This is a genomic window from Corynebacterium glyciniphilum AJ 3170 (assembly GCF_000626675.1).
In the GTDB taxonomy this organism is placed as follows: Bacteria; Actinomycetota; Actinomycetes; order Mycobacteriales; family Mycobacteriaceae; genus Corynebacterium; species Corynebacterium glyciniphilum.
In genome coordinates this window covers 1,480,111-1,500,589 of the sequence record NZ_CP006842.1, presented here as the reverse complement: position 1 = coordinate 1,500,589, position 20,479 = coordinate 1,480,111, and the positions used below count along the sequence as shown (strand labels likewise).

General features: G+C 63.5%; 16 protein-coding genes. 6 read left to right on the top strand and 10 right to left on the bottom strand.

Translation table 11 applies throughout. The features are described 5' to 3' along the window. The first annotated feature begins 59 nt into the window (after positions 1 to 59). Positions 60 to 1,625 carry a hypothetical protein gene (locus CGLY_RS07060; RefSeq protein ID WP_038547901.1) on the top strand — a complete coding sequence of 522 codons (1,566 nt, stop codon included), beginning with the start codon at positions 60 to 62 and terminating at the stop codon, positions 1,623 to 1,625. Positions 1,626 to 1,701: 76 nt separating this feature from the next. On the opposite strand, the gene CGLY_RS07055 is transcribed toward CGLY_RS07060, so the two are convergent. Both CGLY_RS07055 and CGLY_RS07050 read right to left on the bottom strand, forming a co-directional pair. After that, positions 1,702 to 3,048: an FtsX-like permease family protein gene (locus CGLY_RS07055; protein ID WP_038547898.1), complete on the bottom strand. Its 1,347-nt coding sequence runs from the start codon at positions 3,046 to 3,048 to the stop codon at positions 1,702 to 1,704. Further along, positions 3,048 to 3,665, bottom strand: a complete 618-nt coding sequence (locus CGLY_RS07050) for an ABC transporter ATP-binding protein (RefSeq protein ID WP_038551855.1) — start codon at positions 3,663 to 3,665, stop codon at positions 3,048 to 3,050. The genes CGLY_RS07055 and CGLY_RS07050 overlap by 1 nt, the downstream gene beginning before the upstream one ends. Before the next feature lie 239 nt (positions 3,666 to 3,904). On the opposite strand from CGLY_RS07050, the gene CGLY_RS07045 reads away from it, so the two are divergent. Continuing rightward, positions 3,905 to 5,002, top strand: coding sequence for a sensor histidine kinase (locus CGLY_RS07045; protein WP_052539825.1), 1,098 nt, complete (start codon positions 3,905 to 3,907; stop codon positions 5,000 to 5,002). Further along, on the top strand, positions 4,999 to 5,646 hold the full coding sequence (locus tag CGLY_RS07040) for a response regulator transcription factor (RefSeq protein ID WP_038547895.1): 648 nt from the start codon (positions 4,999 to 5,001) through the stop codon (positions 5,644 to 5,646). The genes CGLY_RS07045 and CGLY_RS07040 overlap by 4 nt, the downstream gene beginning before the upstream one ends. Positions 5,647 to 5,684: 38 nt before the next feature. Here CGLY_RS07040 and CGLY_RS07035 read toward each other — a convergent pair whose 3' ends face one another. Further along, on the bottom strand, positions 5,685 to 6,734 hold the full coding sequence (locus CGLY_RS07035) for a 3-isopropylmalate dehydrogenase (RefSeq protein ID WP_038547892.1): 1,050 nt from the start codon (positions 6,732 to 6,734) through the stop codon (positions 5,685 to 5,687). 150 nt (positions 6,735 to 6,884) lie between these two features. Between CGLY_RS07035 and CGLY_RS07030 the strand changes: the two genes are divergently transcribed. Continuing rightward, positions 6,885 to 8,192 carry a glycosyltransferase 87 family protein gene (locus CGLY_RS07030; RefSeq protein ID WP_144313648.1) on the top strand — a complete coding sequence of 436 codons (1,308 nt, stop codon included), beginning with the start codon at positions 6,885 to 6,887 and terminating at the stop codon, positions 8,190 to 8,192. Positions 8,193 to 8,204: 12 nt separating this feature from the next. Here CGLY_RS07030 and CGLY_RS07025 read toward each other — a convergent pair whose 3' ends face one another. The 3 genes from CGLY_RS07025 to serA form a co-directional block, all read right to left on the bottom strand. Beyond that, the gene (locus tag CGLY_RS07025) at positions 8,205 to 9,425 is read right to left on the bottom strand and encodes an MFS transporter (protein ID WP_038547889.1); all 1,221 of its coding nucleotides are present in this window, start codon (positions 9,423 to 9,425) and stop codon (positions 8,205 to 8,207) included. Next, complete coding sequence (locus tag CGLY_RS16710) at positions 9,422 to 9,958, bottom strand: MarR family winged helix-turn-helix transcriptional regulator (RefSeq protein WP_052539821.1); 537 nt, start codon at positions 9,956 to 9,958, stop codon at positions 9,422 to 9,424. The genes CGLY_RS07025 and CGLY_RS16710 overlap by 4 nt, the downstream gene beginning before the upstream one ends. A gap of 129 nt (positions 9,959 to 10,087) precedes the next feature. Beyond that, positions 10,088 to 11,683, bottom strand: coding sequence for a phosphoglycerate dehydrogenase (serA, locus tag CGLY_RS07015; RefSeq protein ID WP_038547886.1), 1,596 nt, complete (start codon positions 11,681 to 11,683; stop codon positions 10,088 to 10,090). 277 nt (positions 11,684 to 11,960) lie between these two features. Here serA and CGLY_RS07010 point away from each other — a divergent pair, with 277 nt between their 5' ends. After that, positions 11,961 to 13,325, top strand: coding sequence for a CitMHS family transporter (locus CGLY_RS07010; RefSeq protein ID WP_038551845.1), 1,365 nt, complete (start codon positions 11,961 to 11,963; stop codon positions 13,323 to 13,325). 3 nt (positions 13,326 to 13,328) lie between these two features. On the opposite strand, the gene CGLY_RS07005 is transcribed toward CGLY_RS07010, so the two are convergent. The 4 genes from CGLY_RS07005 to CGLY_RS06990 all read right to left on the bottom strand — a co-directional run bounded on the left by CGLY_RS07005 (position 13,329) and on the right by CGLY_RS06990 (position 18,244). After that, entirely contained in the window at positions 13,329 to 14,273 is a 945-nt protein-coding gene (locus CGLY_RS07005) for a cation diffusion facilitator family transporter (protein ID WP_052539819.1), read from the bottom strand. A gap of 454 nt (positions 14,274 to 14,727) precedes the next feature. After that, entirely contained in the window at positions 14,728 to 15,741 is a 1,014-nt protein-coding gene (ilvC, locus tag CGLY_RS07000; RefSeq protein WP_038547883.1) for a ketol-acid reductoisomerase, read from the bottom strand. A 137-nt stretch (positions 15,742 to 15,878) separates the two neighbouring features. Then, complete coding sequence (gene ilvN, locus CGLY_RS06995; protein WP_038547880.1) at positions 15,879 to 16,385, bottom strand: acetolactate synthase small subunit; 507 nt, start codon at positions 16,383 to 16,385, stop codon at positions 15,879 to 15,881. Beyond that, complete coding sequence (locus CGLY_RS06990; protein WP_038547877.1) at positions 16,385 to 18,244, bottom strand: acetolactate synthase large subunit; 1,860 nt, start codon at positions 18,242 to 18,244, stop codon at positions 16,385 to 16,387. The genes ilvN and CGLY_RS06990 overlap by 1 nt, the downstream gene beginning before the upstream one ends. Positions 18,245 to 18,598: 354 nt before the next feature. On the opposite strand from CGLY_RS06990, the gene CGLY_RS17760 reads away from it, so the two are divergent. Further along, the gene (locus CGLY_RS17760; RefSeq protein WP_227590417.1) at positions 18,599 to 20,383 is read left to right on the top strand and encodes a mechanosensitive ion channel family protein; all 1,785 of its coding nucleotides are present in this window, start codon (positions 18,599 to 18,601) and stop codon (positions 20,381 to 20,383) included. The last annotated feature ends 96 nt before the right edge of the window (positions 20,384 to 20,479 follow it).

Genomic DNA, 20,479 nt, shown 5'->3' with positions numbered 1-20,479 from the left:
CGCCTCACATCACACCTGCCCCCTCCGAAAGGCCGTGCATCCCCGTGCCATCGTCGCCATTGTCCCGCCGCAAGTTTCTCCTGGGCGCCGGCGCGCTCACGCTGGCTGCCGTTCCCCTCGGCGCATGTGCCGGCGACGGTTCCTCGAACGGTGGAGGCGATTCCGGCGGTGGTGAGCAACGTGCCACCCCGGTGGGCGACACGGGCGTTGCCGTGATCCCGGATGACCCGTCGGGTGTCGCCAGCAGCGCAATCTTGTTCGCTGCAGCCGACACCGCCGTCATCGTCGCCGCATCAGCCACCGACGGTCTCCTGGAGGCAGGATGTGCCCTGGCCCGCGAACACGGGGTCCCGGTGTTCGCAGACAGCGACTCAGCCACCAGCGACATCACCGGGGAGCTGGAACGACTCGGTGTCTCTGACGTCGTCCTCGTCGGCGGAACCGACACTCCTTCGATGCCGTCGGACAGCACGGACCCCGGCATCACGGTCCATACGACGGGCGATAGTGGCAAGGACGACACCAACGACAACGGTGACCCTAATGTGGCCTGGCCGGACGAGGCGTCCGACGGTGTCCATGGTGACGACAGGGAACGGTCGGGGGTCGCGCTCGCAGTGTCCTCGTCGTCACCTGTCAGCGTCGCGACGGCTACCGCGGCGGGCTTCACACTGGTGTCGGTCACCGCCGCCGACCCGCGTTCCAGTGACGAGTCCATCGAGGCCGCAGTCGCTGAACTCAACGGTGCCGGCAACCTGGTCGCCCTGGGAAGTGCCTTCGGTAGCGACGACGACCTGCGGCGCCGCGGTGAGCTCGCAGAGACCGTGGACGGACGCCTACCTGGCGGCGGACAGGTCATGTTCCCAGGCCGGAAGATCATCGCACTCTACGGGCATGCGAATGAGCCTCTGCTCGGTGTGATGGGCGAGCAGCCACCACGCGAGGCGGTCGCCAGGGCACAGCGGCTCGCAGAGCAGTACGATCCCACCAGCGATGTACCGGTCATCCCCTCATTCGAGATCATCGTGACCGTCGCCGCCGAGGAACCGGGCCCCTCAGGGAACTTCAGCAACTACAGCGACCCTGAAGAGGTCAGACCCTGGATCGAGGCCATCGTCGATGCCGGCGGGTACGCCATCATCGATATCCAGCCTGGCCGTGAAACACTCCTGCAGCAAGCGCAGTACTACGCCGACCTGCTCAAGCATCCCAGCGTGGGACTGGCTCTGGACCCGGAGTGGCGACTCGGTCCCGATGACCAGCCGATGATCGAAGTAGGGCATGTCGATGCCTCGGAGATCAACGAGGTCGCCGACTGGCTCGAGGGGCTGGTTGTCGCCGAGAAACTCCCTCAGAAACTGCTGATGGTCCACCAGTTCCAGCTGCAGATGATCCGCAACCGCGAGAACATGGTCACTGGAACCGACAATGTCAGCATCGCGGTGCACTGCGACGGGCACGGTCCCCAGGGCGTCAAAATGGAGACCTGGAACGTGGTCAGGCAGGGACTCGACCCGGCGATCGCCCTGGGCTGGAAGAACTTCATCGACGAGGATGAGCCGATGCTTACCCCGGAGCAAACTGGGGCGATCAACCCGACCCCGGACATCGTCAGCTACCAGTAGCCGGGCTATGCCCCCCGAGACCGGGCCGTCCTGTTCCCGGTACGTCTTGCTCACTGCCTCCGTCACAATGTCCATGTCATCCACTGTGCGGGAGAACCGCCCTGGAGTTTAAGGGGCTCAGACGATGACGGGAGCTGGCTCCACCCCCTTTCTCATGCAATGTCGGTCGCATCAGGAAGGACACAGCCGAGATAAGAAGCCACATTGCCCCGGCTATGACTCCGAAAGGTACCCACAGAATATCTGTCCACCAGTTCGGGGGCCATGGTTCACCTCTGTACACCGCATTCGCCACCGCGATTCCGGGAACGGTGACGGCCAATGTCAGCATCCCCGCGCTGACCACCACCACGAGGGACTCCCACCCGATCACCCCGAGAAGATGCCGTCTTCCCGCGCCTGCACCGATCAGTACGCGGACATCGGTCCTCATCCTCGGACTCAGCACCAGTATTGACGCGATTCCGGCGGCCAACGGTGGTATGACTGCCGGCGCCAGCATCGGCACGAGAAGTTCCGCCCCCGTCAACTCCGCTCCATCGGCCCGTACCAACACCATCATCGGTGACCCGATACCGACGATCAGTCCCGCCAGGAGAAACCACGGTAGTACCTGGGCGTTCGTGAACGCTGAACGAATCCGTGAGCCACCTGCGGCCACCCTCGCGGACGGTCCGAAGATGTGGAGCAGCCTGGTCCAGTGCAGCAACGCCAGAGACAGCCATCCGGTCACGGGGAGAACAGTCAGCAGGACGATGACCTGGACGCCGAGCACCGCACCCTCTTCGTGGATTTCATCCGACGTGAGAAACATGACCAACGCAACTGCCATCATGAGACTCCAGGCGGTGGCGAGGATTCCAGGCCGGGCTGTGGGGGCGACCGCCGTTCGCAGCGCAGCGACCGGGCGCACCCGGGACACCGCCAACACTTTGCCTACGCTCCCCAGGACAACTGCGCCCATGCAGATGGCGACAGCGATGACGATGACGTCGAGTCCGACGTCCGGGTCACCGAGCGGGGCTCCCTGAACTGCGAAGTAGCCTGCGGCCCACGGGACCAGTGGACAAGCCAGCAATGTTCCCGGGACTACTGCAATCATCGTGACCGTGAGTACCTGGACCATCACCACTGTGAACGCAGCTGCACCTGACATCCCCACCAGTTTCCACCGGGCGTAGGTGCGTCGACGCTCATTCACGACGAGTCCGGTGATGGACGTCGTCGCACAGACCGTCCCGATCAGCGCAAAACCGAGAAGTGTGCCCCCGACTTCTGCGGCGCCTTGCTCGCCGTCAATGAGGAACGCCAACGAATACGCCGTAGCTGCCCCCGCAGCCGCCAACGTGACCGCCACAGCGAACCAGGAGTACCGGGTGGCACGGACATCGGACCACGCTGTCGTCAGGATGGCGCTGACCATCAGGACCTGACCCGGGCGGTCGAACCGTTGACCACGTCCACCGTGCGGTCGACAATCCGCAGATTGTCCCGCTGGTGTGACACCATGACGACAGCCACGCCGGAGTCTGCCGCCGCACGCAGACTCTGCAGTACTACTGACGTACTCGCAGGATCCAGCGCAGCCGTCGGTTCATCAGCGAAAATATAAGGGGTCTCGGCTATCAGAACCCTGGCGACCGCCACCCTCTGCTGTTGGCCCCCCGACAACTGATGAGGAAAGTGCCGCTGCAGACCGTCGATTCCGAGCCTGCCGAAGACGGTGTCCACATCTTTCTTCCGCACCCTTTTCCCCACAAGGCGTCGCGTGAGCAATGCATTGTCACGGGCGTTCATGGAGTCCAGCAGATTGAAATCCTGGAAGATGAAGCTCCGTGTCCGCCTTCCAGGAGAAGAAACCACGCCGGACGTCGGCCGGTCCAGTCCTGCCATCATATTCAACAGCGTGGTCTTTCCTGCGCCAGACGGTCCGACAAGCGCTGTGACCTCGCCGACTCTCGCGGTGACTGACAGTCGGTCGATGACGGTCCGGGAGCCGAAGCGTTTGGTCAACTCAGTGCACGTTATGTGATTGTCCATGATCACCCATCCCAGCCTGTCGGCCGCAACTCGCCCATGGCACAGGCACCCGGGAAAAGGTGGAGCCAGCTCTACCGCGGTGTGGTCGGGGCACGCGTTACAGTCGAGGGGTGACCACGACGCCCGGTACAGCTGACCCTCCGCGACATTACTGGCCGGACGGCTTCAGCATCTGGCCCTGGCGGTTTCTGACCGGCCAGCCTGTATGGAGGGCACTTGGGTGGACACTGTGTCTGGCAGTGGCTTTCATCCCGGGACTTGTGGCGACGGTGATCCTTCTCCCCTGGCTGCCACTGAGCGCCAGAGTGGCGGACCTGGTCGGACGGCTCGCCGCCCGGTGGATGAAGGTACGGGTACCGCGACGACGGGCGAACCGCTGGTTCGACTGGCCGCAGGCAATGGAGCTCCTTGCGCAATTGCTTCTCGCGTTCGCGGCTTTCGCCCTGGTGGTCGCGCTCGGCACCATCACCGTCTTCCTCGCGGTGATTCCGTTCTTCTACCGCAACTCGGTCGGAGGGAACCTCTCATTCGGGTTCTGGGAGACCGGCTGGGCACCTGCAGTGTTCACCGTGTGCTGGACCCTGACCATCTGCGGCGCGCTGTTGCTTCTCTATGCCTCGTGGCTGATCACCGGCTGCTCTGTCGCATCCGCCGTCCTGTCCAACACCACCACGTCGGAAGAAGTTGCTGAGCTTACCCGGTCCCGCGCGGTCCTGGCTGATGCATTCACCGGTGAGCGACACCGGATCGAACGGGAGCTTCACGACGGCCCGCAACAGTACCTGACTGCTCTGCAACTCAACGTTGCGACCGTCGAACTGACGGCGGGAAACGGCGGAGACATCACCCGCGAACTGGAGAACATCAAGGTCAACGCCAGACGGGCTCTCGATGCACTCCGGACGACTGTGCGTGGAATCTACCCGCAAGTTCTGGCTGACAGAGGTTTGCATGAAGCCCTGCAGGAACTCGTCGCCCACTCCGGCATCGACGGTGAGGTCGTCGACCTGCGGACGGTCGCGACAGAACAACTCACGGACACCTCGGCGCTCCTGCTCTACCACTGCTCCGCCGAGGGGATGACGAATGCGGTACGGCACGCGCATGCCGATGAACTCCGGATCAGGTTAAAGAACGAGCGGGACTCCACGGTACTCAGCATCGACGACAACGGTGTTGGCCTCGATGACGACTCTCCTCTGATGTCCACCAGCGGCACCAGCGGTACCGGTCTGGCCGGGCTCCGGGAACGGGCTGCCGCACTCGGAGGCACCGTGACACTCACACCGTCCCCTGCGGACAACTGGACAACCCGACTGGAGATGACACTGCCATGAACATCCTTCTCGCTGAAGACACGTCCTTGCTCAGGGAAGGCCTGGCCGGCCTGCTTCGTGCGGCTGGACATGAGGTGACTGCCGTGGCAGACGCTGATGCCCTGATCACCGATGCCCGCGACCAGCGACCCGATCTCATCGTCAGTGACGTCCGGATGCCACCGACGATGTCTGACGACGGGCTCGCCGCTGTCCACCGACTCCGCAAGGAGTTGACGGAATCCGGCGACATACTGCCGGCGGTGATGCTCTCGCAGTACGTCGCAGCGGCTTACCTTGATGACTTGCTGGACCACGGGGGCTTCGGTTACCTGCTCAAGGAACGTGTTGCGGACGTCAATGACTTCCTCACGGCGATTGCCAGCGTCGCCGAAGGCGGTACCGTCGTCGATCCGGAGGTGGTCAAGGCTCTGGTGAGTGCGCGACACAGCGGTATCGAGGATCTCACGGACCGCGAACGTGAAGTCCTCGAGCACATGGCCGCCGGGCATTCAAACACGCAGATCGGCGAAAAGCTCTTCCTGTCCGCTGGTGCGGTGAGCAAACACGTCGCCAATGTCTTCATGAAGTTGGGCATGGCGCCGTCAGACGAGAATCGTCGGGTACGTGCCGTCCTGACGTGGCTGCGGCACTCCGGACGCTGAACCGCGTGGTTCCTCCGCATCTCGCCGTATCCGGGTGTTTACCGGACCGCCGCTGCCACCCGGTCGCCCACGTCCACCGTGCGCACCGGGGAGCCGTCACGGGAGCCTGCCTCTGTGAGGACCGCGGCCTCGATCGCATCCGCCTGGGTGTTCCGCAGTTCCGCGTTCTCGCCCTCGTCGCCGGCCAGGTGCCGCAGTAGCAGCGCGACCGACAGAATCGCCGCACAGGGGTCCGCGATCCCCTGCCCTGCGATGTCGGGCGCGGAACCGTGCACGGGCTCGAACATCGAGGGACTGCGGCGTGACGGGTCGATGTTTCCCGACGCGGCCAGACCGATACCCCCGGTGACCGCACCCGCCAGGTCCGTGAGGATGTCGCCGAAGAGGTTGTCGGTGACGATGACGTCGAACCTGCCCGGGTCAGTGACCATGTAGATCGTGGCTGCGTCGATGTGACAGTAGTCGACCGTCACGTCCGGGAACTCCGCACCCACGGTTTCCACTGCACGAGCCCACAGGCCACCTGCGTTGACCAGCACATTGGTCTTGTGCACCAGCGTCAGCTTGCCCGTCCGCTCCTGTGCCCTACCGAATGCGTCACGCACGACCCGCTCCACCCCGTACCAGGTGTTCTGGCTGACTTCACTGGCCACCTCGTGGTCGGTTCCCACCCGCAGCGTGCCGCCGTTACCGCAGTACAACCCCTCGGTGCCTTCGCGGACGACCACGAAGTCGATCTCACCGGGATGCGCCAGCGGAGAGGACGACCCCGGATAGAGCTTCGCCGGACGCAGGTTCACCGCGTGATCGAGAGTGAAACGCAGCGGCAGGAGCAACCCGCGCTCCAGTACCCCGGCAGGTACTGTACGCGGATCACCGATGGCCCCCAGGAGGATCGCATCGTGGTCGCGCAGTGAGGCGAGGTCTGCATCAGTGAGAAGCTCGCCGTTGCGCAGGTATCGACGCGCCCCGAGATCAAAATCCGTGACGTCGACAGTCTCATCACCGGTGACTGCCTCGAGGACCTTGAGAGCTTCGGCAGTGACTTCGGTGCCGATTCCGTCTCCGGCAATGACCGCGAGTTTCATTCTGTGGACCCCTTCTCGCTTTCTTGTCTCACATCGTTGGAAATTCTCGGTCAGAATACCACGCCTCCGGTCCCGCCTTGCGCGTCTCCCGGTGCGACAGCGCTACACTCTACTTTCATCCTACGAAACTTCTCCCGAAAGGCTCCGGCCTTGACAACTTCCTCCGGCACCTCTGTCGCCGCTCCACCGACTGCCCAGGACTCACCCCTCGTCCCCGCCCGGCGGCTCGGTGGACGGACCGTGCTGACCCTCGCACTCATCGCGGTGGTCTCCCTTGTGGCCTATCGCGAGACACGCCCGGTGGTCTTCGGACGTGCACTGGACCTCTACAAGGTACCGACCGACTTCATGGTCTACTTCCGCGCTGGTGAAGCCCTTGCCCACCACGGCAATATCTACGATGGCGCGCTGTACGGCCCACTCCCGTTCACCTACCCCCCGTTCGCCGGCACACTCTTCCGTGGGCTCGCCGTCGCACCTGCAGAGATGTCGGCCACATTCTGGCAGCTTGCCTGCATCGGCGCTCTGGTCTGTGTCATTCTCGGCACACTCGTCCGTCGTGGTTACCGACTTGACGCCGGGACCGTGGCTCTGGGTTCAGCCGCCGCACTCGCTGCGCTGGCACTGTCGCCTGTCAGGGACAGCTTCTTCTACGGCCAGATCAACATGCTGCTGATGCTGTTGGTCTCCCTGGATTTCCTGCGCACCAGAGACCGGTTCACCGGGATCGGCGTCGGAATTGCCGCGGGCCTGAAGCTGACGCCGGCATTCTTCATCCTGGTCTTTTTGATGCAACGCCGCTGGCGTGACGCCGCGACCGCGACCGTCACGTTCGTGGTGACCGTAGTCGTCGGGCTTCTGACCGTGCCAGACGCCATGCGCTTCTGGACGTCTGCGATATTCGACTCGACACGGATCGGCAGCGACACCATCTCCGCGTCACAGTCGTTGAAGGGCTTCACAGAGCGAACATTCGGTGAAACCACACTCGGCACCGCCGTATGGCTGCTCGCCTGCGCGGTCGTGGTCATCCTGTTGTACGCCGCGGTCCGGTGGGCGACCCGCCACGACAACCAGCCTTTGGTCATGGCACTGGGTGGCATCACCGCCTGTCTCGTGTCCCCGTTCTCCTGGCACCACCATTGGGTGTGGCTTGTGCCCCTGGTCGTGTGCCTGGTGGACCTGGGAGTGAGATCGGCGCCGTCATCGACGGGCGGGCGCATACGTTCCTGGGCAGTGGCCCAGGCAACAACGGCCGTAGGCGTACTGGTGGTCTACGTGGCGATGATCCCGTTCGTCAGCCATCAGATCTCGGTGCACTGGTCGTTCATCGGGCAGCAGCACATGTCCGCCCCCATGGACAATATGTGGGTACTCTGGGGTTTTCTCATCGTGACCGCATTCGCGGTGACGGCCCTCGTCGAGTGGCGACGGACCCCCCTCCCCTGCCGCCGCTGACGCCTGACTCGGTCAGACAGCCTCAGGACCGTGCGCTTCGACGTGGTTGCGGGAGGCCAGCATAACGATGACGGCGAGAACGGCTACCACGGCAGCGACATAGTACGGCACCGAGACGCCGACTCCTTCCCCGAGCTTGGTGGCGGTGAACGGAGCGATGACTCCACCCATCCACCGGACGAAGTTGTAGCCTGCCGACGCCACCGGCTGCGGAGCGTCCGAGACACTCATGGCCATCTCGGTATACATCGTATTGTTGATGCCCAGTAACGCGCCGGAGATCACCACAAGTGCCACCACAACCGGGGTGGTGTCGTGGAACACGCCGAGCAGGACGTAGATCAGCAGCAGGCCGACCAGTGTCGTCATCGTCGTATTCGCCGCACCAATGCGGTTCTGGATCAGCGGAGCGATGAACACGGAGAACACGGCCAGGCAGCAGCCCCACCCGAAGAACACTGCACCGATGCCGATCTCGCCGAAACCGAGGATGAACGGTGTATAGGCCAGAACGGTGAAGAAACCGAAGTTGTAGAACAGGGCGGAGAAGGAAACTCCGAAGAGGCCCCGGTGCCTGAGTGCCTTCAACGGTGCCGAGAGGCTGGTCTTCTCTGCCGGCGGCGGCGTGGCAGGCAGCTTGAACAGGAGAACGACCAGGGCGATGAGCATCAACGCCGCGGTTCCGAAGAACGGCCCACGCCAGTTCAGCGAACCGAGCGCCGCCCCCAGCAACGGCCCGGCCGCCATACCGAGCCCCAGTGCCGCCTCGTAGAGAATGATGGCGACCGCGCGACCACCGCTGGCCACCGACACGATCACGGCGAGCGCGGTTGCCACGAAGAGGGCGTTGCCCAGGCCCCATCCCGCGCGGTAGCCGACAAGTTCACCGACGCTGTTCGAGGTTCCTGCCAGCCCGGCGAAGATAACAATGAGCGCGAGGCCCGACAGCAGCGTCTTCTTGCCGCCGATGCGGCTGGAGACAGCGCCTGTGACCAACATCATCACTGCGGTGACCGCGAAGTAGCTGGTAAACAGCAGGGAGACTTCTGACGCTCCCGCATCAAGGTTCTCTGCAATGGCGGGAAGGATCGGGTCAACAAGCCCGATACCCATGAAGGCGAAGACGCAGGCCAGGGCGGTCGCCCACACCGCGACAGGCTGCCGCATCATTGACGTCTTCTCTGATTCGAGTGTCGCGCCGTTGAGCGTGGCCTCCTGGGTGTCTTGTCTCATTCGCGGTCGTGCCTTTCCATCGTTCTCGGAGCATCGTTCTTCGGAGTGTCTTCACTGACCCGGCGAATGTACGCGCTGGCGAACTTCGTCAGCGGTTCCAGTGCGTCGGCAATGCGTCGCCGTCCGTCCTCGTCGAGCAGGTCGAAGTGCTCGGCCAGCGCGTCGTTGCGCAGAGTGTTGTCCCTCGTCCGCGTGGACCGTCCTTCGTCCGTAATCTCGACCAGGGTGACCCGGGCATCCCGGGGACTGCGAACGCGGCGGACGACACCGGCGCGCTCCAGTTTGTCGATCTGCTGGGTCATACCCGGCTGGGTCATTCCGTTGATGCGAGCAAGCAGACCTATGGAGTGAGGCTCCTCGGTCAGCGTGTTGAGAATGCCCAACTGGGTAAGAGTCAGGCTCCCCCGGTGATCAAGCAGCCGCGCCATGTGCAGGCCTTCGCGGAGTGCGTCACGGAATTCATGGGCGAATCGGTTGTCCTCGTCCGTCGGGACGTAGGCGGGAGTGTGGTTGGCAGCATTGTTGTCAGTCACGAGACCCAGTGTAAACCATAAGATAGTTATTTACCTAACCATCCCCCCGACGCCCACCCCCGCGCACATACATCAATCCCCCGGGCCTCTCATAGAAGGCCCGGGGGTGACGATGACTCTGATACTCGCCTAGCTCAGGTCGAGCAGCACAGCACGTGATGCCGACAAGGAGTCAGCGATCTGATCCTGCAGGTCCTGCGGAATCTCTTTCTCGACACGCAGCACCAACGTGGCCGACCCCTGGTCCGCATCCTGAGTCAGGGCAGCTGCGTCGATGTTGATGCCGGCGCGCCCCAGGAAAGTGCCGACGGTGCCCAGCGCGCCCGGCTGGTCCGTGTAGTTGAGGAACAGGTTCAGCCCCTGAGCGCGCAGGTCCAGACCACGTCCGTTGATCCGGACGATCTTGTCCACACGCTCGAGTCCGGTCAGCGCACCGATGACGGACACCGATGTGCCGTCACCGGTGACGACGGTGACCTCGAGGACGGAACGGTGGGTCACCGACTCGTCAGCAGTGGTGACCGCAAGGTTCACGCCCCGCTCCGAGGCAATCTGCGGCGTATTGACAAAGGTGACCTGCTCATCCACCACACCGGAGAAGACCCCGCGCAGAGCGGACAGCCCCAGTGCATCGACATTCTCGGAGGACAGCTCACCGCGCGCTTCGACGTTCACGGAGGTGACTGCGTCATCCAGCAGACCCGAGGCAACCTTGCCGAGCTTGGTCGCCAGACCGAGCCAGAGCGCAACTTCCTCACTGACCTTGCCACCGGTGACGTTGACGGCGTCAGGCACGAAATCACCGGCCAGCGCCTTCAGCACTGATGCTGCGACATCGGTGCCCGCACGGTCCTGGGCCTCCACCGTGGAAGCACCCAGGTGCGGGGTCACAACTACCTCGTCGAGTTCGAAGAGCGGTGAATCGGTGCAGGGCTCGGACGAGTACACGTCGAAGCCGGCACCACGAACGGGGCCGCTCTTGATGGCATCAGCCAACGCCTGCTCGTCAACCAGCCCGCCGCGGGCTGCGTTGATGATGATCTGCCCCTCCTTTGCCTTGGCCAACAGCTCGGCATTGAACATGCCGGCGGTCTCCTTGGTCTTGGGCAGGTGGATCGTCACAAAATCGGACCGACCGACAAGTTCATCGAGTTCGACGAGCTCCACGCCGAGCTGCGCGGCACGGGCCGGGTTGGCGTAGGGATCGTAGGCGATGATGTCGGTCTCGAACGCTGCGAGGCGCTGGGCAAAAAGCTGTCCGATGTGGCCGAACCCGACGATACCCACAGTCTTGCCGAAGATCTCGACCCCCTGGAAGGAGGACCGCTTCCATTCGTGCTCGCGCAGGGTCCGGTCCGCAGCAGGAATCTGGCGTGCCGTCGACAGCAGCAGCGAGATCGCGTGCTCACAGGCGGAGTGGATGTTGGACGTCGGCGCATTGGCGACCATCACACCCTTGGCGGTGGCGGCGTCGATGTCGACGTTGTCCAGACCCACTCCAGCGCGGCCCACGATCTGCAGATTCTGGGCGGCCTCAAGTACTTCCGCATCAACAGTGGTGGCGGAGCGGACCAGGAGTGCGTCAACGCCCTTGACCGCCTCCAGCAGTTCAGGGCGGTTCGGGCCGTCAACCCAACGGACCTCGACGGAGTCCCCCAGCGCGTCCACGGTGGACTGGGCGAGCTTGTCGGCGATGAGAACGACGGGACGGGAATTCTGACTCACGGATACTCCTGACGGATGTGCATGTCCCGACCCCTCCGGCACGACCGCGTCGGAGAGGTCAGGGCCCACGCCTGACTCCCCACACCGAAAAGCCCAGGGGTGACGTGCGACATGGACAGCTTAGTACGTCTTTGCCCATCACGTTCACAAACCCCCCGACATCGTGATGACGACTACCGCGAACAGGCGTTGTGACAGAGACCATCCCACACTGCCATACTGTGTTGGTTCACCTATCTTTCTTGAGGAGACCCACATGGACTCATTCACTGAAACGATGCAGTCACCTGGCGGGCTAACAGCCATAGGCCTGGGAATTATCATCGTCACCGTCGGCATCCTGCTGCGCGGCAGGAGTAACCCCACCGTCGTGATGACGCTTGTCCCGGTCGTGGGCGCCATCATCGCCGGCTACGGCATCAAGAGCATCGGCGAATTCTACGAGTCCGGTCTCGGTTCGGTGATGAACGTCGTGGTGATGTTCATCTTCGCGATCATCTACTTCGGAATACTCAGTGATACCGGCCTGTTCACCCCGCTGGTAAAGGGTCTGATCATCGCCACCCGCGGCAACGTCATCCTGGTGGCACTGGGCACTGCCGCCATCGGTATGGTCGTGCACCTCGACGGTGCCGGTGCCACGACCTTCCTGATCACTATTCCCGCGTTGCTGCCGTTGTACAAGGCCATGCACATGTCCCGGTACGTGCTGCTGGCCATCGTGGCCACCGCAGCCTCTGTGATGAACATGGTGCCGTGGGCGGGTCCGATCGGTCGCGCGGCCTCCGTGGTCGACCAGACCCCGGTCGAACTCTGGCAGCACATCCTGCCGCTGCAGGGCATTGCCCTGGTACTCGTTTTCGTGATTGCCGCGTTGCTCGGCCTCAAGGAGCAGCGCCGCATCGCCAAACTCCGCAAGACACCCGAGTTCGTCGGCACCGACGACGTGGACGTCCACAGTCTCGCTGCAGACTTCATCGCGCGTGAGAAAGAGAAGCAGGAAGAGATCGGTGCGCAGATGCGGACCGGCAGGTGGGTCACGGTCTTCAACATCGTCCTGTCGGTCGCTATGCTCGTTCTCCTCATGTCCGGCTGGATCGAGCCGGGACCGGTCTTCCTCGTCGGCACCGCCATCGCCCTCGTCGTCAACTTCCCGCTCTCCGGGGAGCAGGCAGACACCTTGAAACGTCACGCCCCGAACGCGCTCTCCATGGCCGGAGTCATCCTCGCCGCCGCCATGTTCCTCGGCGTTCTGAACGAGTCCGGCATGCTCGAGGAGATCGCCCTCAGTCTGCTCCACATTCTCCCGGATTCCGTGGGCTCACAGCTGCACGTAATCGTCGGCCTTCTCGGCGTTCCGCTCGACCTGCTGACATCCACCGACGCCTACTACTTCTCGGTGCTGCCTGTGGTCCAGGAAACCGTGGCGTCATTCGGTGTCTCCGGAAGCGGCGCCGCAGCCGCCCTGATCATCGGCAACATCATCGGCACCTTCGTCAGCCCCTTCTCCCCCGCTCTGTGGCTGGCCATCGGCCTGTCCGGCGGCACCATCGGCAAGCACATCAAGCTGACTTTCCCGATTGCGTGGGCATTCGGCATCGTCATGGTGCTGATCGCCCTGGCCATGGGGCTCACGGCCTGACACCTACGGCCTGCAGATCTCCCCGCACCCGGTATCACATACCCGTGGGGAGGCCTCCCGCACCGCTGCCGCCTCTGTCTGGACGGTCACATGGCCGATCCCCCGGTCTTCAAAGACCTTCTTGACCCCCTTGCGTACAGCATGTTCGTCTCCGGTGGTCACCACATGAACCGTCGCCATCGACGACTCCCCGTCTACCGACCAGATATGCAGGTCGTGTGAACCGTAGACTCCGTCTGTCGCACTGACTGCCTCCTGCACCTCCACGGGGTCCACCCCCGTCGGCACCTGCTCCATCAGGACGGTGCCGGCCTCCTTCATCAAGGACCATGCCCGCGGAAGAATCATCGCGGCAATGATCAGCGAGGCCGCTGCGTCCACCCAGTACCATCCGGTGCCAGCGATGACGAGTGCGGCGACGATAACGGCCACCGACCCCAGGAGATCCACAAGGACGTGGAGATAGGCACCCTTCATGTTCAGTGACTCCCCTGCATTGCGGTGGAGGATAACCGCCGACACGACGTTGGCCAGCAGCCCCACCACGGCGACGGCGAGCATCAGCCCGGTCTGAATCTCCTCCGGCCCCTCTCCCATACGTCGGAACGCTGCAACGGCGATCCACACACCGATCACCGCAACAGCCCCGGCGTTGACTGCCGCAGCCAGCACTTCCGCACGGCGGAATCCGTAGGTGGACCGAGCCGTCGCCGGACGCGACCCGACCATCATCGCCAGTGCCGCGACAACGAGCCCACCCGCATCCGACAGCATGTGACCTGCATCAGCGAGCAATGCCAGGGATCCGGACACCACTCCGCCGATGACCTGGGCCACGAAGATCGTGGAGGTCATCGCGATGACGATCCAGAGGGCCTTTCCGCGGACCTGCGTGGCGTGACTGTGCCCGTGTCCGGTCTCGTGGTCGTGAGAGTGGTCGTGCCCCATCAGGAACCTCCATTGTCATTAACGGTGGAACCTCACAGTAGTTCCCTCGACCTCGCAGGTCAATGGCAATTTTTGGGTACCGTAATCATTATCAGTAAGGAGCGAGTCGTCGACTCGGGGCCATGACCGGCATGCGTCTCAGTGGCGCCGGACGGGATGGCGTCGTCCCCACCACGGGCATCACGGACGCCACGCGGGGGCTGTGTGGTCCCAGGTGCCGAATTCTGCCACCTGTCTCACGCGGTCCGTGAGGGCTCCCCGAGGCACCACCAGTCCGTGGCAGACAAAACTCTGCAGACAACAGCCATCGCCCCCAACTGAACAAGCAGACCCCACGGAACTGGTGTTCCGTGGGGGTCTGCTTCGCGTATACTCCAGCGCCATCGGGCGCGGGCTTTCTGCGGGATCCAGGCACCTGAAGGTAGTACCGGAATCCGGTACTTAGCTGGTCAGACTACGCGGTGGCGTCGAGTGGGTTCTTGACCCAGCTCATGAGATCGCGCAGCTTGGTGCCGGTGGTCTCGATCGGGTGCTTGGCGTAGTCGGCGCGCAGGCCCTCGAGCTCCTTGTTACCACCTTCCACGTTGGCGATCAGTCGCTTGGTGAAGGTGCCGTCCTGGATGTCGGACAGGATGTCCTTCATGCGGTCCTTGGTGCCGGCGTCGATGACGCGCGGGCCGGAGAGGTAACCGCCGAACTCCGCGGTGTCGGAGACCGAGTAGTTCATGTTGGCGATGCCGCCCTCGAACATCAGGTCCACGATCAGCTTCAGCTCGTGCAGGCACTCAAAGTAGGCCATCTCCGGCTCGTAGCCGGCCTCGGTGAGAACCTCGAAGCCGGTCTTGACGAGCTCCTCGGTGCCGCCGCAGAGCACAGCCTGCTCGCCGAACAGGTCAGTGACGGTCTCCGCCTCGAAAGTGGTCGGGATGACGCCAGCGCGTGCACCACCGATGGCGGCAGCATAGGACAGCGCCAGGTCGCGGCCCTCACCCTTCGGATCCTGCTCGACAGCGATCAGGCAGGGCACGCCCTTACCGTCGACAAACTGGCGACGGACCAGGTGCCCCGGCCCCTTCGGAGCAGCCATGGCGACAGTGACGTTGTCCGCCGGCTTGATCAGCTCGAAGTGGATGTTCAGTCCGTGCCCGAAGAACACGGCGTTGCCGTCCTCCAGGTTCGGTGCGATGTCTTCGGCGTAGACGGTGGCCTGGGTGGTGTCGGGCACCAGCACCATGACAACGTCGGCCCAAGCCGCAGCATCGGCATTGGAGAGGACCTTGAATCCGGCCTCTTCAGCCTTGGCAGCGGACTTCGAGCCCTCGCGCAGGCCGATGACGACCTCAACACCGGAGTCGCGCAGGTTCTGGGCGTGAGCGTGCCCCTGCGAACCGTAGCCGAGCACGGCAACCTTGCGGCCCTGGATGATCGACAGGTCAGCGTCGTCGTCGTAGAAAACGTCAATTGCCATGAGGTACAGCCTTTCGTGGAAAAACGGGGATGAATCGGTTCAAGAACCGGATGGAGCGTTCAGTGTCTGCCATCGTATCAGCAACAAGTATCAGAGGGTGAGACAGGGTATCCCACCCCGTGAATGGGCGCAGGCGATCAGAGTTTCGCGGGGTACATCGCCTTCTGGCCGCGACTGACCGCGGTCACGCTGGACTCCACGAGCTCCCGGATCCCGAAGGGTTCCAGGACCTCCAGCAGCGCCTTGAGCTTCGTCGGCGTTCCGGTCGCCTCGATGACCACGGACTCCGGACCCACGTCGACGACATGCGCCCGGAACAACTTGGCCGACTCGACCACCTGGGTGCGGTTGGAGTTGTCAGCGGAGACTTTCACCAACATCAGACCCCGGCACACGATGGAGTCCGGGTCGTGGCGGCTGACCTTGATCACAGGGATCAGCTTGTTGAGCTGCTTGGTGATCTGTTCGATCACGTGGTCCTCCCCTTCCACCTGGATGGTGAAGCGGTTGACGCCGGCGACCTCGGTCTGGCCCGAGGCGATCGAAATGATGCTGAAGGCTCGGCGGGTGAACATCCCGGTAATACGGGACGCGATGCCGTCGACATCCTCACACAGGACACTCAGAGTGTGGACTTGAGACATTAGTTCTCCTCGCCTTCCTCGACGATCTTGCGGATTTCCTCGGGATCCTCTGCGGCGGACTGCTCCTGCTCGAACAAGGGTCGCAGGTCGCGGACGTACTGGACTTCGTCATTGGACGCGCCAGCGGAGATCATCGGCCAGACCTGTGCGTCCTCACCAACAATGAAGTCGATGACGACGGGGCGGTCGTTGATCTCACGGGCCTTGGCGATCGTCGCCGCCACGTCGTCCTTCTCCGTGACCCGGAAGGCGGCGCATCCCATCGATTCCGCGAGCCCCACGAAGTCCGGGAGGTAGTTCTCGCCTGGCTTGAGATTGGTGTGGGAGTAGTGACCGTCGAAGAACAGTGTCTGCCACTGCCGCACCATGCCGAGATTGCCGTTGTTGATCAGGGCGATCTTGATCGGCAGGCCTTCGACGGCGCAGGTGACGAGTTCCTGGTTGGTCATCTGGAAGCAGCCGTCGCCGTCCACGGCCCACACTTCGGTGTCGGGCGCGGCGGCCTTGGCTCCCATCGCGGCGGGGACCGAGTATCCCATGGTTCCCAGACCACCGGAATTCAGCCAGGTGCGCGGCTTCTCGAACCTCAGGAACTGCGCGGCCCACATCTGGTGCTGACCGACGCCTGCGACATAGACGGCCTCCGGGCCTGCTGCGTCCGTGAGCTGCTCGAGGACGTACTGCGGTGCGAGCTTCCCGTCCTCCGGCTCGTCGTAGCCCGGAGGGAAGTCCTCCTTGAGACCGTCCAGGTACGCCGTCCAGCGAGCTATGTCCTGCTCCTGCGGTCGCGCCTCCATCGCCTGTCGCAGTGCGACGAGCACCTCGCGGGCGTCGCCGACGATCGGCACGTTGACCTCGCGGATCTTGCCGATCTCCGCGGGATCGATGTCGGCGTGGATGACTTTGGCGCCGGGAGCGAACGAATCGACATCACCGGTGACGCGGTCGTCGAACCGCGCACCGAGCGCGAGGATGAGGTCGGACTTCTGCAAGGCCGCCACGGCGGGAACCGTGCCGTGCATTCCGGGCATACCGAGAAACTGCGGGTGCGACTGCGGGAACACACCCAGAGCCATCAGCGTCGTCGTCACCGGCACACCGGTGGCTTCGGCGAAGGCGAGGAGTTCCTTGTGCGCATTGGCTTTCAGGACTCCACCGCCGGCATAGATGACAGGACGCTTCGCCTCGGCAATGAGGCGTGCCGCTTCCTCGATCTGGCGCGAGTGCGGGGTGGTCACCGGGTGATACCCCGGCAACCGGTAGGACGGTGGCCAGACGAAGTCCAGCTCCGCATTCTGCACGTCCTTAGGAATATCGACCAACACCGCACCCGGACGGCCTGTGCTGGCCACGTGGAAGGCCTCGGCGATTGCCGCCGGGATCTCTTCGGGACGGGTCACCATGAAGCTGTGTTTCGTGATCGGCATCGTGATGCCGCGGATGTCAGCTTCCTGGAAACCGTCGGTTCCCAGGAGATGGCTGCCGACCTGTCCGGTGATCGCCACGATCGGGACGGAATCCATGTTGGCGTCGGCAAGTGGAGTAACCAGGTTCGTCGCACCGGGCCCGGACGTAGCGATGCACACTCCGACTTCCCCGGAGACCTGGGCATAGCCGGTGGCAGCGTGACCTGCACCCTGCTCGTGGCGGACGAGGATGTGGTTGAGCTTCTCGGACCCGTAGAGAGCCTCGTAGAGCGGGAGTACCGCACCACCGGGGAGGCCGAAGACGACGTCGGTGCCCAGCTCCTCGAGGGAACGGACTACCGCCTGGGCGCCATTGATGCGTTCAGGCTTACGGCTGCGTCCTGAGGCAGCGACTGTCGCAGGACTGGGGTGTGGGCGTGAGGTGTCATTCACCGTCCGTGCACTCCTTTTGGTGGTCATGTGTTGTGGATGTCCGACATTCGAGGTCTCGAGAGGTGTGGTTCCGCCGTAGAACCGACTGTGCCCCCGCTACCCGGGGTACGGGGCGGGGGCGCCAGATTGTTCCGCGAAGTGACCGCAGGGGCTCTAGCGCCCGGCGGATACAAGAATCAGGAACGTCGTCATAACCAATGACCATAGTGGAGTCCGGCCCCCTGGTCAATGAAAAATGAGAAATTTTCCCACCCGCTGATACCCCCAATCTCACTGCATGAACAGAGCTGGGATGAGGTTTCACCCGGAGAACGATCCAGCAAATCCCAAGAATCACGCGCTACCGTGTCACCCATGATGGACGTTAGATACCTCTTGTTCTCCCTCTGGGACTGGATCATCCAGCACGGTCTGCCCCTGTCTGCCCTGTTGATAGCAGCCATCCTGGTCCCGCGTGTCGGTCGACAGGCCGTACGCATCCTCAGCGACCGGATGGAACACGGGCAAGAGGAGACGAAATCGAAGCTCGCTCTCGTCGGCGCGCTGGTCTACATACTGGAGATCGTCGCCTACTTCGTCCTCGTGCTGCTGGCCTTGACCAACCTCGGCGTGCCGGCGATGGGTGCCGCCATCCCCGCCACCGTCGTCTCCGCCGCCATCGGTTTCGGTTCGCAGAACATCATCGGGGACTTCCTGACCGGATTCTTCATCATCTCGGAGCGGCACTACGGGGTCGGCGACGTCGTCACCTTCGATGACACCAGTGGTCAGATCACCGGAACGGTAGTGAAGCTTACCCTCCGGTCGACGCAGATCCGGACCGCTGCGGGTGAACTGGTCACCGTGCCGAATAGCAAGGCCAGTGTCACCATCAACTACTCGCAGAAGTGGTCCAGGGCCGTCGTCGACCTTGACGTGCCCATGACCGATAACGAATCCATGGCCGATCTGCTCTCCCTCGTCGAACGCGCCTCGAAGGAGGCCATCGAGACTGCCGGGGTCAGCGACAGCATCCGTGGAGACATTGAGGTGCAGCCTGCCCTCAGCATCACACCGCCGGCAGCAGCCGGATTACCGTGGTCTGTCGGCATGAGAGTCAACGTCGACACCAGCCCGGCGACACAGTGGGCCGCCGAGCGCGCTATCCGTGCAAACCTCGTCAACACATTCTGGGACCGTTACCAGGCACCCGGCGAAGCGATCGCCGCTCGCGCTGAACTTGGCGACCAGCTTCCGGATGATCTACGCGCCTCAGGGAAGCATGCTGAGACGAAGAGAGACACGACGGGGGCGGCCGCGGCTGCATCTGGCGACAGTCAGGGAGATAACCAGGCTGATACGGACCGTGTGATCGCCGCCGCAACCGCGGGCAGTGATCACATGTCGATCGACGACAACGACACCGACGACGCTACCGAGGTCATTGACACCGAAGGCGCTGCCACGCTTCCGGATCCCGACGACCCCGCCACCGAGGTCCTTCCGTCATCCGAAGCTGAGCCTGCCACTGATGAACGTGACGGCCATGGTGCCGACAAGTCCGATCTCGCCGAGCTGGTGGACGGCCCCTACAAATCCAAGACGAAGAATCTGCTGAGCTTCGGCGGCCGGTTCAGGCCGTCCACCGCCGGATTGTTCATTGCGCTCGTCATCGTGGGTCTGCTGGCGATGTTCTCCAGCAACCCGGAGGACGGCCAGGCCGGAATCCTGTCCCCCGACCGCTGGCGGGACACCGGTGCTGCTGTGGAATCCACCGACGAGACCGAGAGCACCGAGCCGCCGGCCGACTCAGTCAACACCGACGCTCCCCAGAACACCGAGGTACCCCAGGACAGCGAAGACCCGGGTGAGACCGGTGACACCAACACCGGTGACACAGGTGACACCGACGGCACAGGGAACCAAGGAAACTCAGGGAACACCGGAGGCACCGGTGACTCCACGGGTAACACTGGCGGATCAGGGGACGGAAACGGTTCCCAGGGAAACACCGGCGGAAACTCCACCGACACCAGTGGCGACGATACGGGTACCGGTACCGGGGAATCCACCGGAGGCACCGACCAGAACCAGGGCCAGGCCCAGCGGAACTCCACCTCCGGTGGAGACACCGGGTCGGGGGAAACGACCGCACCGTAGACGAAGGCCCCAGTGCCACTGTTTCCACCGCGACGCACAGACATCGCCCGGACCCCATGGTCCGGGCGATGTTTCTGTCGTAGCTCCGGACTGATT